The following is a 14,579-nucleotide window of genomic DNA, read 5'->3' on the forward strand; positions in this document are numbered from 1 at the left end:
GGTCAGCGGGGCTGGTACGACCAGCCGCGCGTCGTGCCGCCGTCGCCCGTGGTGTCGGGGTCGTCGTCGCCGTCGGGGTCGGCGAAGCCGTGCTCCGGGGCCGGCCACGGCGACGTGGAGACCGGCGCGGTGCGCTGGCGGACCCGGCCGTTGCGCGACGGTTTGCCGTCCGCGCCGACGTGCATGGTGTCGTGCAGGGTCGTGCGTAGCTGCTCCCGCGCCTCGCGGGCCGCCTCGCGCCGGAGTCTTCGCTCGTCGGCGGCGCCGCGGATGCTGTCGGTGACGATCTCCGAGGCGACCTCCCCGTAGGCGTCCTCCGCCTTCTGGACCGTCTCGACGCGGCGCTTGTGCCGCACGCGCGACATCAGCTCCTGCTCGCGCGACTGGCGCGCCTCGGCGCGCTCGTAGGCGTTGCCGTGCGAGACCAGCTTCAGCCCGATCGCCGCGCAGTCCAGCGCGATGAGCAGCAGCGCGGTGCCGAGATAGAACACGCCGACGCCGAGGAAGTCCGAGACGATGAGGTGCCACATCGCGGCCGTGCGCGCGCCGAAGCCCGAGTTCGCCTTGATCACCTGGAGGTTCTCGTCCTGGGCCTTGGCGATCAAGCCGTCCAGCTCGCGCTTGCGAGCGGCCCGGGAGTCGCGGCCGGCCTGCTGTTGCTGGCGCAGCGCGGCCGCCTCGTCGTCGAGCTGCTTGGCCTCGTCGCGCAGCTGGTTGGAGCGCTTCACGAGCGAGTCGCAGTACCCGCCCGCCGGGCAGCCGCTCTTGTGGGTGACGCCGTCGCCCTCGGAGTCGGCCAGGGCCTGCTTGTAGATGTCGGCCGCCTCGGAGCGCTTGTCCGTCGCCGACTTCGTCAGCTTGTTCACCGCGTCGTCGTCGGCGGTGTTCTGCGTGTCGATCCGGGCCTTCTCGTCCTCGTAGCCCTTGATCGCGCCCGCCGAGCGGGCCTGCTCCGCGGCGACGTTCTGCTTGTCGTTGAGGTAGTTGTCGATCTCGCCCTTGTACCGGTCCAGCATGAGCGGCTCGGTGATGACGACCGCGACGAGCAGCGCCAGCACGAACCGGCCCAGGTAGAGGCCGACCGTGCGCCGCTTGACCAGCCGGCTGGGGTCCTCGTTCTCCAGATCGTCGAAGTTCGTGGCGACCCGGCCCACCACCGCGCGGTCGTAGGCGATGACGGCGAGCGCGATCATCGGCCCGACGAGCCACCGCCACCACGGGTGGGTGTAGTTCGCGCTGGTGTCGATGAATACCGCGCCGCCCACCGTCGCATACGCGAAATAGAGGAGAATGAACACGCCGATCGCGGAGTACAGCACCCGGTCCGAGTGCGACCGGACATTGTCCGGATTCACATTCGCAACACGTAAGAGAAATCGGCCACGGGGGCGCGCAACGGCATCGTCGGGCACGGCTGGACACCGGATTTCGAAGAGGCGATGGGAATGCCTCGATGGTACGGGCGGCCGGCGTTTCGGCGCGTTCTGCGAACGGTCGGCTCTGGCCGTCCGTTTCACCGTGCCCATCGCACGATCCAGCACCCGGCAATGACCGCAGGTATGGGTCGTTCCGGCAATCGCGGGGTCCGGGACGCCGCAAGCCGGCCGGGCGCTGGGCCCGACCGGCTTGCGAATCCGGGTGCTGCCTAGGCGATCGCCTTCCAGGGGCCGTTCGGGTCGCCCGGGGCCTGGTTGCGGGTCCACCAGGCGGCGCGGTACCGCTTGCCCTGGTACACCACCACATCCCCCGAGTTGAAGATGCGCGTGGCGGTCCAGAGCGCCGCCCCGTCCTCGGTCGTCGCGAGCTCCTGCCAGGGCCCGTTGGGGTCGCCCGGCTTCTGGTTCTGGGTCCACCAGGAGGCCGTGAAGACGCGGCCGTCGTACGAGATCCGGTCGCCGCTCACGTAGACCTTGCTCGCGGCCCAGGCTGGGGGCGCGTTCACGGTGACCGTGACGGTGGCCTGCGCGACGTCGAAGGCGTCGGTGGCCGAGAGGGTGGCCAGCAGCGTGTGCGGGCCGGGCGCGAGCCCCGGCGGCAGCTTGAAGGTCACCGCGTTGCCGCTCAGCGCCGCGCTCCCCCGGACCTTGTCACCCTCGCGGAGCTCGACGGTGCCGGCGACCGGCAGGCCCTCGGCGTCCGCCTTGACCGTGACGGTCGCGGCCGTGCCCCAGTCCACCGGGGCCGTGGCCGCGGACAGGCTCACGTGCCCGCGGGCGGTGCGGAACACGGCGGGCTGGGCCACCGCCACGCCGCCGTCGGCGCTGCTCGCGGAGACCAGCCAGGCGTACGACGTCGCCGGGGCCAGACCGGTCCAGCTCGCCGTGGCCGTGCCGCCCGCCGTCACCCGGTCGGTGCCGATCGTGCCCGCGGGCACGTAGGCGGCGAGCGAGTCCGTGCTGAAGGACGTCTTGCGGCTCGTGAGGTCGACCGGCAGGGTCAGGTTGTCCTCCGCGCCGTTGTAGCGGGGCTTCGTCTGGCTGCCGTCCTGGCGGATGTCGTACTCGGTCGCCCCGTAGTTGTTCAGGAACGGGGAGTACGTGTCGATGTGCATCTCCGCCCGCTTGACGTCGAACTGCAGCAGGCGCAGGAAGCTCGCGCCGAACTGCAGCCGGTCGCTCGCCTTGTGGTCGGTCACCCCGTCGCCGTTGACGTCGATGTTGCCGGCCGCGTCGACGAGCGACGGCCACAGCTCCCCGGCCGGGACCGTGTAGAACTGGTAGTCCGCGAGCAGCTCGACGACGTCGTGGGCGACGGTGACCCCGACGCCGGTCTTGAGGTTGGTGCCGACGCCGTGCTCGTGGCCGGCGAGGACCAGGAAGACGTTCGGGTTCGCCTCGACGACCTGCTTGTACAGCGGCGAGCCGTCCGGCGCCGAGAAGTCCGCGCCGCGCCCGTCGGGGTTGCTCGACGGCTTGAGGTAGTCGTGCGAGAGCAGGATGCCGTTGCGGTCCTTGTACCGCTTGAAGATCGAGTCGGCCCACTTGGCCTCCTGCGGCGTGACCCCGTAGGACAGCCCGACGGCGACGAAGTCGAGCCCGCCCGCCGAGAACAGCACGTAGTTGTTCTGGTTGTCCTTGCCGGGCACGCCGTTCTGCTCGTCCCAGGCGTGGTACTCGGTCCCGGCCGGCCAGGACTTCGCCACCTGGTAGTAGCGGGAGGCGCTGAACGTCCGGCTGAACCGGGAGTCGGGGCCGGTCTCGGCGCCGAGCTGGTCGTCGTGGTTGCCGGCGATGACCTGGTTGACCACGCCGTGGTCGTCGAGGATCCCCTGGTAGCCGGACGCGAGGGCCAGCTCCTTGTCGACCTGCTCGTTGAGGCCGGGGCGCAGCAGCGAGCCGTCGGCCTTCTTCGCGAGCGGGTCGTAGTAGTCGTTCTCGATGACGTCGCCGGTGTGCGCGGTGTAGGCGATCTTGCGCCCGGCCGCGTTGTCGGCGATCCACTGGGTCGTGTCGCGGTAGGCGGCGGCCCAGATCGCCTGCTCCTCGGCGGTCTCGACGTCGGAGGCCTCGGCCTTGCCGTTCCAGTTGTCGTAGGTGCCGCCGGCGGCGCCCTCGGTCAGGTACTGGGTGTCGGTGAAGTGCGCGAGGGCGAAGTCGTAGCTGCCCGGGTCCTCGAAGTGGTCCTTGTCCTGCTGGGCGGTGGCGTCGCGGGGCGAGAGGTCGTCGGCGAAGGGGTCCTCGCCGGTGACCATCACGTGCACGGTCCCGCCGTCGCGGTACCCGTCGCCGAGCTGCGCCGTCAGCACGGTGCTGTGCTCGGTCTGCCCGCGGGCGCTCGTGAGCACGACCCACCGCTTCGCGGCCGGGTCCCACACCCGCAGCGCCACGACCCGCTCGGGGTCGATCGTGCCTTCCCAGCGCAGCGTCGGATCGGCGGCCGAGCCGATGCCGATGTCGTACCGCTGGAAGACCACGTCCCGCGACGAGGGCGTGGCGAGCGAGCGCCCGTCGAGCGGCCGCAGCGAGCCCACGTCGACGGTCGTGTCGTGGGCGACGTCGAGCGCGGTCGGCACGGCGGTCGCGGTGCCCTGGTAGCCGCCGGTCGGCAGCACCATGTCGGCCTTCGTGAACGTGGCGGTCAGCGCCACCCCGGCCGCGCCCGGCACCTTCGCCGACAGGTTCGCGCTCGGGTGGTTGGTGCCGGTGACGCTCGCGGTGAGCTCGGTGGGCACGTCGGGGATGTTGGCGCTGGTGAAGTGGATCTCGCGGGTCGCGGCGTTGCCGAGCGTGTCGGCGGCCGCGACCGCGATGGTGTGCGCGCCCGCGGCCAGGCCCCGGCCGATCGGGTCGCCCTGGTTGACCGCCTTGCCGTCGAGCGTGATGACCGGCTTGCCCGCGACGCCGGTCGCGTCGGTGACGCCGACCTCGAGCGCGACCGTGGAGGTGAGCCGCTGGCCCTCGGCCGGGACGCTCTGGGAGATCTGCGGGGCGGTGTTGTCGACGGTGAAGCCGCGCGTCGAGGTCTTGTCGGCGACGACGGCGGTGATGGTGTGCCGGCCGTCGTCGACCTTCGTGGTGTCGAGGTCGGCGCGGCGGCCCGCGGCCGGAGCCCCGGCGATGTCGAACAGGATCGTCTTGTCCAGGGTGGCGTTGAACGAGCTGCCGCAGGTGCCGTCGCCGACGTACACGGTGACCGGCCGGCCCGCGGCGTAGCTGGCGGAGCCGATGGTCACGGTGTTCCCGGCGATCATCTTCGTCAGCTGCGTTGCGGTGCCGGTCGCCGGGGCGAGGGCGAAGTCGCGCAGCGTGAAGTCGTCGTAGTTGTCGCAGCCGCCCGCCTTCGCGCTGCCGTGGTCGCTGCCGGCGACGAACTCGACGACGTTGACGCCGGGCACCAGCCACTCGTTCGGGAAGGCGAGGTCGGCGATCTCCTTCTCCCAGATGCCGAGGTCGAGCGGGATGCCGTTGATGAGCACCTTGTTGTCGAAGCCGCTGTCGGCGCCGTTGCCGCCGACGAAGACCCGCAGGTGCGCGTCGCCCGCGGCGGCCAGGGTGTCGACGGTCCGCGTGGTGGGCGCGCCGGAGACGCCGAAGTGGAACTCGGCCTCCTTGTTGACGCCGCAGGTCCCGTCGCCCAGGGCGAGGGAGGCGTCGGTCGTCACGGCGCTGGTGTCGCCCGTCCACAGGTACGTCGGGCCGTTCGTCACCGCGCCGGCGGTGCCGAGGGCCAGCAGCGCCGAGGTGCGCGTGATCCGGAAGTCGTCGTGGTTGGCGCAGGTGGCCCCGTTCGACGTGCCGTTGTAGTCGCCGGTCTTGATCCGGATCACGTTGTCGCCGTTGCGCAGGAAGCGGTTCGGGAACTTCAGCGCCACCGTCTCCTGGCCGGCGACGCCGTAGTCCCCGCCGAGGTCGACGCGGTTGCCGTTGACGAGCAGGTAGTTGTGGTACTTGGCCTCGACCGAGTTGCCGGCCTCGACGGTCAGCCCGAGGGTGGCCGTGCCGGCGGCCAGGGTCTCGGCGTTCTCGGCGGCGTTGCCGTCGACGGCGAGGGAGCTCACGGTGCCGGAGCCGCCCGCGGGCAGCGCGGCGATCACCGGGCGGGTGCCGCGCACGAGCGCGCCGTCGGCCGGGGTGATCTTCGGCGCGCCGGCCGGGGCGTTGTTCACCGCGACCGCGACCCGGGCGGTGGCGCCGGACTTCGTGGTGGCGGCGACGGTGTGCTCGCCGTTGGCGAGGGAGCGGGTGTCGAGGTCGGCGCCGAGGCCGGCGGTCCCGCCCGGGGTGCCGGACACGACGAACGTCAGGTCCTGGGTGAGCAGGTGGGGGCTGCTGCCGCAGGTACCGTCGCCGAAACTGTAGCTGAAGGAGTTCTGCTCGCCGTCGGCCACGACGCCGATGAGGCTGAGGCTCAGGCTGCTCAGCGGGAAGTCGTCGTAGTTGGGGCAGCGCAGGCCCTCGCCGTCCGGCAGCGTCTGGACCCCGACGGCGGCGGCGTTGGTGGTGTCGACCCAGTTCGCGCCGGCGTGCACGGTGATGGTGTTCGCGCCCGGATGCAGCCAGGCGCCGGGGAAGTCGAGGGAGCCGTTGCGCCCGCCCGGGATGTCGGGGAAGTAGACCCGGTCGGCCTCGGCGGTGTGCTCGTTCACCGTGATGTAGTTGTGGTACCTGGCCTCGGTACCGTTGCCGCCCATGTCGAAGGCGAAGTGCGCGGTGCCGGCCGTCGGCTGCGCGGCCACCGGGGATCCGTCGACCGTCAGCGCCGCGACCGAGTCGTTCTCGATCGTCGGCTCCGCCTCGACCCGCACGGTGCCCTCGAGCGTCTGCCCGTCACGCAGGTTCAGCAGCGGCGCGCCCGTCGAGGGGGCGGTCTCGGCCTCGGCCGCGGCCGGTCCGATCGCGACGATCGCCCCGCCGACCAGGGCGACGGCGAGCAGCCGCCGCAAGTGGTGCCTCATCTTGCTCCTTTGCGGATTTTGCGGATGACGAGGGCGGCGGCCAGCAGCGCGCCGACGACGAGACCGATCTGCAGCGCGGCGCTGCGGCCCAGGTGCTGCTCCGGCGCCGGCCCGAGCGGCCAGTCGTGGGAGTCCGCGCCCTGGCGGTAGACGGTGCGCTCGCCGGCCGGGCCGGTGGCCAGCGTCTGGTACGCCGGGTTGAGGTCGGTGAGCGTGCGCACCGCGACCGTGGCGGTGCCGACCGGGCCGGGGCAGGTGAAGTCGATCGCCACGCCGCCGCGCGCCAGGTCGGCGGGCGGTTGCACGGCGCCCGGGCACGCCTTCCCGCCGCCGGTCACGGTGATCTGCCGCAGCAGGTAGGCGGCGAAGCGGTCGGAAGGCCCGATCGCGGCGGCGTCGCTGTCGCGGTAGAACACCGCGCCGTCGAGCATCACGCGGTCCTTGGGCAGCAGGCCGAGGGAGACGCCGAGGAGCACGAGGTCGTCGAGGCCGCCGACCTTCCAGCGCACGTGGACGACCTCGGGCCGGGCCGGGTCGGCGTCGATCGCGACCGTCTGCGGGTCGCCGAAGGGGTGCGCGGCGGCCGGCCCGGGCAGGGCGAACAGGGCCGCGGCGAGTCCAGCCGTCACGGCCCCGACGAGACGGCGTCCGTGCGGCACAGCCCGGGATCTTGCCGGTCCCGCGCTAGCAGCAGTCGACGCCGACGTGAACGGTGATGATCAGGAATGCGGATGATCAGAATCGCGGATCATCAGGAATGCGGTGGCAGCGGGTACTCCTCCCGCAGGCTGATGCGGCTGTACTCCACGTGCCGCACGAGGGGGTCGGCCGCCCGGGCCGCGTCGGTGAGCGGCAGCGTCGCGTGGGTCTCGTTGTAGAGCCGGTAGAAGCCCTCGGCGAAGTTGACACCCGCGGCCCGCCCGGCCTCGCCGTTGGCCGACTCGATGAGCTTGCGGGCGAACAGGCCCGAGTACCCCTGGCTGTCGAAGCAGTCCATCGCCGCGACCTTCCGCCCGACGACGGGCGTGATGTCCACGAACACGTCGTTGCGCATCCCGAACAGGCTCAGCCCGTCGGTCGGGAACACCGGCAGGGAGGTGAGGAAGACCTGCTTGACGTGGTACTCCGCCTGCCCGTCGAGGTTGCGCAGGTAGGCCCCGGCGCGCCCGAGCGCGGCCAGGACCGTCGTGGTGGCCACGGTGTGCGTGTTGGCCGCCATGACCGGGTTCTGCGGGTAGTCGCAGATGATGACGTCGGGGCGCTCGGCCGCGATGTGCTCCGCGACCGTCTCGACGAGCGACTCGTGCAGCCCGGCCTCGCGGTCGTCGCGGTCGAGGGTGACGAGCCGCGAGATGCCGACGATTTCGGCCGCCCGCTCCAGCTCGCCCTTCTTGAACGCGACGATCTCGTCCAGGCCGGCGCCGGCGATGGCCGCGTCGGGATGGTCCTTGCGCCACTCCTGCGCGTACCGGTTGGCGTGGATGCGCCCGCCGTGGGTGAGGATGAGCGCGACGATCTCGTCGCCGGCGTCGGCGTGGCGGGCCAGCGTCCCGCCGCAGTTGGTGATGGTGTCCGCGGGGTGCGCGTAGACGGTCATGACCTTCATGGCGACAGCCCATGTGAAATGCCGTTCCATGTCAAGCAGGGCCCGCGATGTTCGGCCCGCCCGGATAGGGTGGGCGATCATGAGTGACCTCGTTGCGGCATCCGAACAACTCGACGCCGGCGACCTGAACGGCGCGATCCGCACGTTGCTGACCGCCGCGGCCGACGCGCCGACCGTCGAGCTGGCGGCGCTGCTGGCCCGCGCCGGGCGCCTGGCCGGCTTCGACGACCTGGCCGAGGCGGCCGACGCCGTGGTTGCCGATCCCCGCGACGCCGGGCGGCTGTTCCAGCTGGGCTGGGCCTGCGTCGAGCGCGGCATCTCCCGGATCGCCATCCCCCTGCTGGAGGCATCCCTCGACGCGGCACCGGGCGACCGCCGGATCGTGACCGAGCTGACCGCCGCCTACGAGGACGCCTACCGCTACGGCGACGCCGTCGCCGTCCTCGAGGCGAACGACGCCGGCCTGGAGGACTGGCCGGAGCGCTACCTGCTCGCCTTCTACAGCATCATGTCCGGCGACCTGGACCGGGCCCGCCGGACCGCCGCGCGCCTCGCCCCGCCGCCGCCGGACTGGGTGCACGCCCGCGGGCGCCTGTCCGGCATGCTCGAACGCGCCGCGACCGTGCCGGGCCCGCTCGACCAGCAGGCGCTGCGCCCCTGGCACTACGTCCTCAACGGCGGCGTCCTGCTGCACCTCTCCCCGTACGGCTTCGACGAGCCGATGCGCGGCCGCTACGCGTACCTGCACGACAGCCCGGCCGCCCTGCGCCGCACGATCGAACGCCTCCGCGTGGTGCTCGACGCCACCGGCCCGTCCGCGTCGAGCGTCAGCCTGCTGCCCGACCGGGGCAGCTCGATCTTCGGCCTGGCGCTGGCCTCCGCCCTGGGCCTGCCCGCCCAGCCGTACGCCCCGGGCCGCCGCGACACGATCATCGCCGCCTACGACCTCGCCGATCCCGCCGTGCCCCTGCCGGCGCTGGCCGAGCGCGCGCCGGGCGCGCTGCTCGTGGAGCACGCGACGTCGTGGACGGACCCGGGCCCGGTCGCGCCGGACGCCAGCGGGCTGCTGTACCAGTCGCTGGTGCCCCCGTGGAGCGAGCACACGCGCTTCTCGCCCGGCGGCGAGCCGGAGCCGGTCCCCGCGGACGACCGCCCCGCCGAGGCGCTGGCCGCCGACGTCCTGCGGACCGCGCCCGACGAGGACGAGGTGGCCCCGGGCGACACCCCGGCGGAGCTCGCGGCCTTCGCCGCCGCGCTCACGGCGGGGTGGCCGCTCACCGGCCGCCGCGACCGCCTGTGGTCCCCGGGCCCGGTGCCGAGCGCCCGCTTCCTCTGAACCCGTGCGGCGCTTCTACCATCGGGCCATGCCGGACACGCCCGCGCAAGCCCGTCTCCTCCTGGGAGCCGCGGCCGCGGGCCTCATCCATGCCGGGTTCAGCCTCTACTGGGCGCTCGGCGGTCGCCGGCTGCTGCCGACGGTCGGCCAGTGGGCGGTGACCGCCGCGCGGGAGGCGCCGGTCACCGCCGGCCTGGTGCTGGTCGCCGTCGCCGCGGTGAAATGCGTGGTCGTGGCCGTTCCCCTGCTGGCCGCCAGCCGGCCGCTCCCCCGCCCGGGCGCGTGGCGAGCGTTCGCGTGGCTGGCCGCCGTCGTGCTCACCGGATACGGGGCGTTGAACTCCATCGTGGCCTGGCTCGTGCTGGGTGGTGCGCTGCGACCGGAGGGCGGCTTCGACCGGCAGGCGATGATCGGCCACGCCTACCTGTGGGATCCGCTGTTTCTCGTGTGGGGTCTGCTCCTCGGAGCCGGCCTGCTCGCCGGTGGCCGTGGCCGGCGGGGGCGGGCGAGGGTCTAGTACCGGGCGGAGATGTCCCAGCGGGCCTCGACGGCGTCGCCGCGGACGGCGTACAGGTGGCTCCACATGTTCGTGGTGCCGCAGGCGTGGTTCGGCACGATCCGCACCAGGTCGCCGACCGCGAGGCGCCCGCCGGGGTCGAGCAGGAAGCCGTGCTCCTCGTTGGCGTCGGCGAACGTGACGTCCGGGGTGCCGACGAGGCCGACCGAGCCGGCCGCGGCGATCGTGTCGGAGCTCATCGCCTTGATCCCGGCGTCGATGATCGGGCGGCCCGCGCGCTGGACCGACACCACGCGGGCGAGGACCGTCAGCGCGCAGTCCTCGAGGGTGCAGGAGCCGAGGCGGATCTGGTTGGCGTCGTAGTACACGTAGGTGCCGGGCCGGCCCTCGGTCACGCCGGGCGCGAACGGGGCCGAGGTGGCGCCGGGGGTGCTGCCGACCGAGACCACGTCGATCGCGTGCCCGCCGGCCCGCAGCCCGTCGGCGAGCCGGGCCAGCAGCGCGCCCGCGGTGCGCCCGGCGGCCTCCAGCGACGGCCGGTCCGGCATGGCGGCGAGGTGCCCCTCGTGGGTGAGCAGCCCGCGCAGCCGCAACCCGGGCAGGGCCGCGAGCGAGGCGGCGGTGGCCGGGACGTGCTCGGGGTCGACGCCGAGGCGGGCGTGGCCGGTGTTCACCTCCAGCACGAACGGCACCTCGACGCCGGCGGCGGCCGCGGCGGCCGACAGCGGCGCGGCGGCCTCCGGCGAGTCCAGCGCGACGGTGAGCCCGCCCCGGCGCGCCGCCTCGACGACGAAGGCGACCTTGGGCGGGCCGACCGGGGCGTGCGCCCACAGCAGGTCGGGCACGCCCGCGGCCTGCAGCCACGCCACCTCGGCCGGGGTCGAGCACGTCATGCCCAGGGCGCCCGCGCCGAGCTGGCGGAGGACGACCTCGAGGCACTTGGAGGTCTTGGCGTGCGGGCGCAGGCCCACGCCGGCCCCGGAGAACGCGGCCGCCATCCGGGCGATGTTGCGCTCCAGCCGGTCGAGGTCGACGAGCAGCGCCGGCGTCGGCAGCTCCGCGACGCGGGTCATCCGGCCAGCCCCAGGGCCGCACGCGGGTCGCCGTCGATGAGCCACTCGACCGTCGCCGGCTCGATGGGCGGCAGGCCGCCCGGGCGCATCCGCGCCAGCCGGTGCAGCCCGTCCTTGGCCTCGGACGGTGTCCACATCGGATAGTCGGAGCCGAACAGCAGCTTCGGTACGACCCCCCACTCCTGCGCCCGCACCAGCGCCATGAACCCGTCGAGGGGCCGGGCCCACGAGGCCGAGACGTCCCCGAACACGTTGCGGTTCTTGCGCAGCACGACGATCGTCTCGCGCTGCCACGGGTGCCCGAGGTGCGCGATGATCTGGACCAGCGAGGGGTGCCGGCGGGCGACGTCGTCGACGAGGAGCGGGTCGGACAGCTCCAGGCGCCCCTCGGGGCTGGGCGTGGTGCCCATGTGCCACAGCACGATGAGCCCGGCCTCGGTCGCGGCCCGGAAGAACGGGTCGTGGGCCTCGTCGCGGGCGTCGAAGTGGGCCAGCACCGGGTAGAGCTTGACCCCGCGCAGGCCCCGGGCGATGCCGTCGGCGAGCTGGTCCATGACGTCCGGGTCGGACAGGTCCAGGGCCATGAAGCCGATGGTGTTCGTGCTCGTCCGGGCGACGAAGTCCTGGACGAACTCGTTCGGGGTGAGCACCCCGGCGCGGGTGGCCCGCATGCCGAAGACGAACGCGAGGTCGACGCCGGCCGCGGCCATCGCCTCGTCGTACTGCTCGGGCGTGCGGTCCGCGTACTCGTGACCGTAGACGGGCTGCCAGTTGCGGTGCCACTCGCAGCCCCAGTGCTCGGAGAGGTGGCAGTGGGTGTGGACGTCGATCATCGCGTGGTTCCTCTCGTGCGGTGCAGGACCCGCCCCGCCCGCCGGCGCGTGTGCGTGCCGTGCTCGACGGTCGGCGCGCCGCCCACGAGCACCAGGTCGATGCCGGTGGCCAGCTGGTGCGGCGCGGTGAAGGTGGCGGTGTCGGCGATGGTGCGCGGGTCGAAGACGACGACGTCGGCGGGGGCGCCGGGGCGCAGCACGCCGAGGTCGGGCAGGCCGATGCGGCGGGCCGGTTCGGAGGTGCAGCGGCGCACCGCGTCGGGCAGGTCGGTGGCGTAGCGGCTGAGGTACCGCGGAAAACACCCGTAGCTGCGCGGGTGCGGAACCCCGGCGCCGGTGACGCCGCCCGGGTCCAGGGCCAGCCCGTCGGACGCGACCACGGCCGCGGGGTGCGACAGGACCGTGCGCAGGTCGTCCTCGCTGCGCCCGCCGGCGGTCATCATGGCGCCCGCGCCGAGCTCGGCGAGCAGGTCGAGGGTCGCGTCGGCGCCGCCGAGGTCGGCCAGGGTGCGCCCGACGGCCGGGTCGGCGTCGCCGCGGCTGGTCCAGCTGACGGTCAGCTCGTCCCAGCCGGTGGGCCGGTCGACCCAGGCCTCCTTGATCCGGGCCCGCACCCCGGGGTCGCGCAGGCGGGGCGCCCAGGCGGCGGCCCCACCCTCCAGCGCCCAGGCCGGCAGCAGCTGGGACAGGGGCGCGTTGCCGTGCACGTACGGGTAGATGTCGACGCCGATCTCGCAGCCGTCGGCGTTGGCGGCGTCGACGAGGTCGAGGGCGCCGCGGACCGCGCCCCAGTTGCGGCGCCCGACCGCGGCCAGGTGCGAGATCTGGGTGCGGGCCCCGGTGGCCCGGGCGACCCGCACCGCCTGGGCCACGGAGTCCAGGAGCCCGTCGTCGTAGCTGCGCACGTGCCAGGTGAAGACGGCACCGGCCCCGGCGACGACCCGGGCGAGGGCGACGAGCTCCTCCTCGCGGGCGTAGGTCAGCGGCGGGTACACCAGCCCGGTCGACAGCCCCAGGGCGCCCTCGCCGAGCGCGTCGGCGAGCAGCCCGCACATGCGGTCCAGCTCAGCCGGGGTGGCGGGGCGGTCGTCGAAGCCGCACACGGAGGCGTGCAGCGGGACGTGCCCGACGAGCGCGGCCACGTTCACCGACGGGCGGGCGGCGCGCACGGCGGCGAGGTACCCGGGCAGGTCCCGCCACGGCCAGCCGATCGCCGGGTCGAGGTCGAGGTAGCTCACCGCCTGCCGGATGCCCTCGACGTCGGCGCCGGGCGGCAGCGGGGCCACCCCGAGCCCGCAGTTGCCGACGACCTCGGTGGTGACGCCCTGGTGCACCTTGCTGCGTGCCTCCGGGCCGGACAGCAGCGTCAGGTCGGAGTGGGTGTGCAGGTCCACGAAGCCCGGGCAGACGATCCGCCCGGTGGCGTCGAAGACCCGTCCGTCCGCGACAAGCCCCGGCTCGATGGCCGCGATCACGCCGTCGCGGATCAGGACATCGGCGGTGATCCCGGGCGCGCCGGTGCCGTCCAGCACCGTGCCACCCTGGAGCAGCAACGTGGAATGTGGTTCCATGCTTTCATGATCGAGCGATTCCATCCCGACTCCTTCGCCCCCGCCGCCGTTCCGCTGTCACACGCCACGAAGGCGGGCGACTTCGTGTTCGTCTCCGGCCAGGTCGCCACGACCGCCGACGGCTCCATCTACCTCGGCGACTTCGAGACCGAGGTGAACCAGACCCTCGACAACGTCGAGACGGTGCTCGCCGCGGCCGGGGCCCGGGTCGACCAGATCGTCAAGGTCGGCGCGTTCCTGTCCAACGCGACCCTGTTCGGCCCGTTCAACGAGATCTACGCCCGCCGCTTCGGCGCCGCCCCGCCCGCCCGCAGCACGGTGGTCGTCGCGTTCGGCCGCGGCGACGTGCGGGTCGAGGTGGAGTGCATCGCGTACGTCGGCCACTAGGGTTTCCCGGCCGGGCGGAGTGAGCGGTGCACGATGCGCAGGGCCGCGGTGAAGTCGGGGTCGTCGGCCATCGCCTTGGCGACCTCGTCCAGCGCGGCGACGTACTCCTGCTGCTTCGGCGCCGTGAACTCCCCCGCCGGGCCCGAGACGCTGACCGCGGCCAGCAGGTCCTGCCCGACGCGCACGCCGACCGCCACGCACCGCAGGCCGGCGCTGCGCTCGTTGTCGTCGAGGGCGTAGCCGCGCCGGGCGATCCGCTTGAGATCCTTGCGCAGCTCGGCGTGGGTGGTGACGGTGTTCTCGGCGAACGCGGGGAAGGGCTCGGCGGGCAGCAGCGCGGCGACGTCGGCCTCCGGCAGCTCCGACAGCAGCATCTTGCCCAGGCCGGTGCAGTACGTGTGGTCGCGGGCGCCCAGGGCGCTGGTGAACCGCAGCGGGCGGTCCGGCTCGGCGACGCAGATGTGCAGCACCTGGTCGCCGTCGAGCACCCCGAGGTTCGCGGTCTGCCCGGTGCGCAGCGCCACCGGGCGCAGGTAGGCCTCGGCGACCACGGTCAGGTCGAGCGAGGAGACGTACGCGCTGGCGAGCCGCTGCACCTTGTGCCCGAGGCGGTACGAGGGCCGCTCGTCGACCCTGACCACGTACTCCATCTCCGCCAGGACCGCCAGGAGCCGCACGAGCGTGCTCTTGGGCAGGGCGGTGCTCTCGCTGAGGTCGTTGACGGTCAGCGGCTCCGGCTCGGCGGCGAGCATCTCCAGCAGCGCGAGGCCGCGGGCCAGCGCGTTGGCGTGGTAGTTCGCCGACGCCGGCCTGGTGTCGTCGACGGGCACCGGGCGGGCGGTGCGAGAGGTTCGGGCCATGA

The 14,579-nt window shown here is 73.4% G+C and carries 11 protein-coding genes; 3 read left to right on the forward strand and 8 right to left on the reverse strand.

Translation table 11 applies throughout. From position 1 onward, the window contains the following. Nucleotides 1–2 precede the first annotated feature (2 nt). The 4 genes from ABT369_RS21600 to ABT369_RS21615 form a co-directional block, all read right to left on the reverse strand. Nucleotides 3–1,355, reverse strand: a complete 1,353-nt coding sequence (locus ABT369_RS21600; protein ID WP_350614290.1) for a DUF4407 domain-containing protein — start codon at nucleotides 1,353–1,355, stop codon at nucleotides 3–5. A 290-nt stretch (nucleotides 1,356–1,645) separates the two neighbouring features. Continuing rightward, nucleotides 1,646–6,394, reverse strand: a complete 4,749-nt coding sequence (locus tag ABT369_RS21605; RefSeq protein WP_350614292.1) for a carbohydrate-binding protein — start codon at nucleotides 6,392–6,394, stop codon at nucleotides 1,646–1,648. Continuing rightward, nucleotides 6,391–7,023, reverse strand: a complete 633-nt coding sequence (locus ABT369_RS21610) for a hypothetical protein (RefSeq protein ID WP_350614293.1) — start codon at nucleotides 7,021–7,023, stop codon at nucleotides 6,391–6,393. Before ABT369_RS21610 ends, ABT369_RS21605 begins: the two co-directional genes overlap by 4 nt. Before the next feature lie 122 nt (nucleotides 7,024–7,145). Then, the gene (locus ABT369_RS21615) at nucleotides 7,146–8,000 is read right to left on the reverse strand and encodes a PIG-L deacetylase family protein (protein WP_350614294.1); all 855 of its coding nucleotides are present in this window, start codon (nucleotides 7,998–8,000) and stop codon (nucleotides 7,146–7,148) included. 79 nt (nucleotides 8,001–8,079) lie between these two features. On the opposite strand from ABT369_RS21615, the gene ABT369_RS21620 reads away from it, so the two are divergent. Both ABT369_RS21620 and ABT369_RS21625 read left to right on the forward strand, forming a co-directional pair. Beyond that, nucleotides 8,080–9,336, forward strand: coding sequence for a hypothetical protein (locus ABT369_RS21620; RefSeq protein WP_350614297.1), 1,257 nt, complete (start codon nucleotides 8,080–8,082; stop codon nucleotides 9,334–9,336). Between the two features lie 28 nt (nucleotides 9,337–9,364). Further along, nucleotides 9,365–9,853 (forward strand): DUF3995 domain-containing protein, encoded by a 489-nt coding sequence (locus ABT369_RS21625; protein WP_350614299.1) that lies wholly within the window; start codon nucleotides 9,365–9,367, stop codon nucleotides 9,851–9,853. Here ABT369_RS21625 and ABT369_RS21630 read toward each other — a convergent pair. From ABT369_RS21630 to ABT369_RS21640, 3 genes are read right to left on the reverse strand one after another with little or no spacing between them, the layout of a single operon-like run. Further along, nucleotides 9,850–10,926 (reverse strand): alanine racemase, encoded by a 1,077-nt coding sequence (locus ABT369_RS21630; RefSeq protein WP_350614301.1) that lies wholly within the window; start codon nucleotides 10,924–10,926, stop codon nucleotides 9,850–9,852. The genes ABT369_RS21625 and ABT369_RS21630 overlap by 4 nt on opposite strands. After that, nucleotides 10,923–11,759 (reverse strand): amidohydrolase family protein, encoded by an 837-nt coding sequence (locus tag ABT369_RS21635; RefSeq protein WP_350614303.1) that lies wholly within the window; start codon nucleotides 11,757–11,759, stop codon nucleotides 10,923–10,925. Before ABT369_RS21635 ends, ABT369_RS21630 begins: the two co-directional genes overlap by 4 nt. After that, nucleotides 11,756–13,330, reverse strand: a complete 1,575-nt coding sequence (locus ABT369_RS21640; protein ID WP_350614304.1) for an N-acyl-D-amino-acid deacylase family protein — start codon at nucleotides 13,328–13,330, stop codon at nucleotides 11,756–11,758. The genes ABT369_RS21635 and ABT369_RS21640 overlap by 4 nt, the downstream gene beginning before the upstream one ends. A 6-nt stretch (nucleotides 13,331–13,336) precedes the next feature. On the opposite strand from ABT369_RS21640, the gene ABT369_RS21645 reads away from it, so the two are divergent. Then, nucleotides 13,337–13,717 (forward strand): RidA family protein, encoded by a 381-nt coding sequence (locus ABT369_RS21645; RefSeq protein ID WP_350614306.1) that lies wholly within the window; start codon nucleotides 13,337–13,339, stop codon nucleotides 13,715–13,717. Here ABT369_RS21645 and ABT369_RS21650 read toward each other — a convergent pair. Continuing rightward, nucleotides 13,714–14,577: an IclR family transcriptional regulator gene (locus tag ABT369_RS21650; protein ID WP_350614308.1), complete on the reverse strand. Its 864-nt coding sequence runs from the start codon at nucleotides 14,575–14,577 to the stop codon at nucleotides 13,714–13,716. The genes ABT369_RS21645 and ABT369_RS21650 overlap by 4 nt on opposite strands. Between the last annotated feature and the right edge of the window lie 2 nt (nucleotides 14,578–14,579).

The organism is Dactylosporangium sp. NPDC000244 (genome assembly GCF_040300725.1).
In the GTDB taxonomy this organism is placed as follows: domain Bacteria; phylum Actinomycetota; class Actinomycetes; order Mycobacteriales; family Micromonosporaceae; genus Dactylosporangium.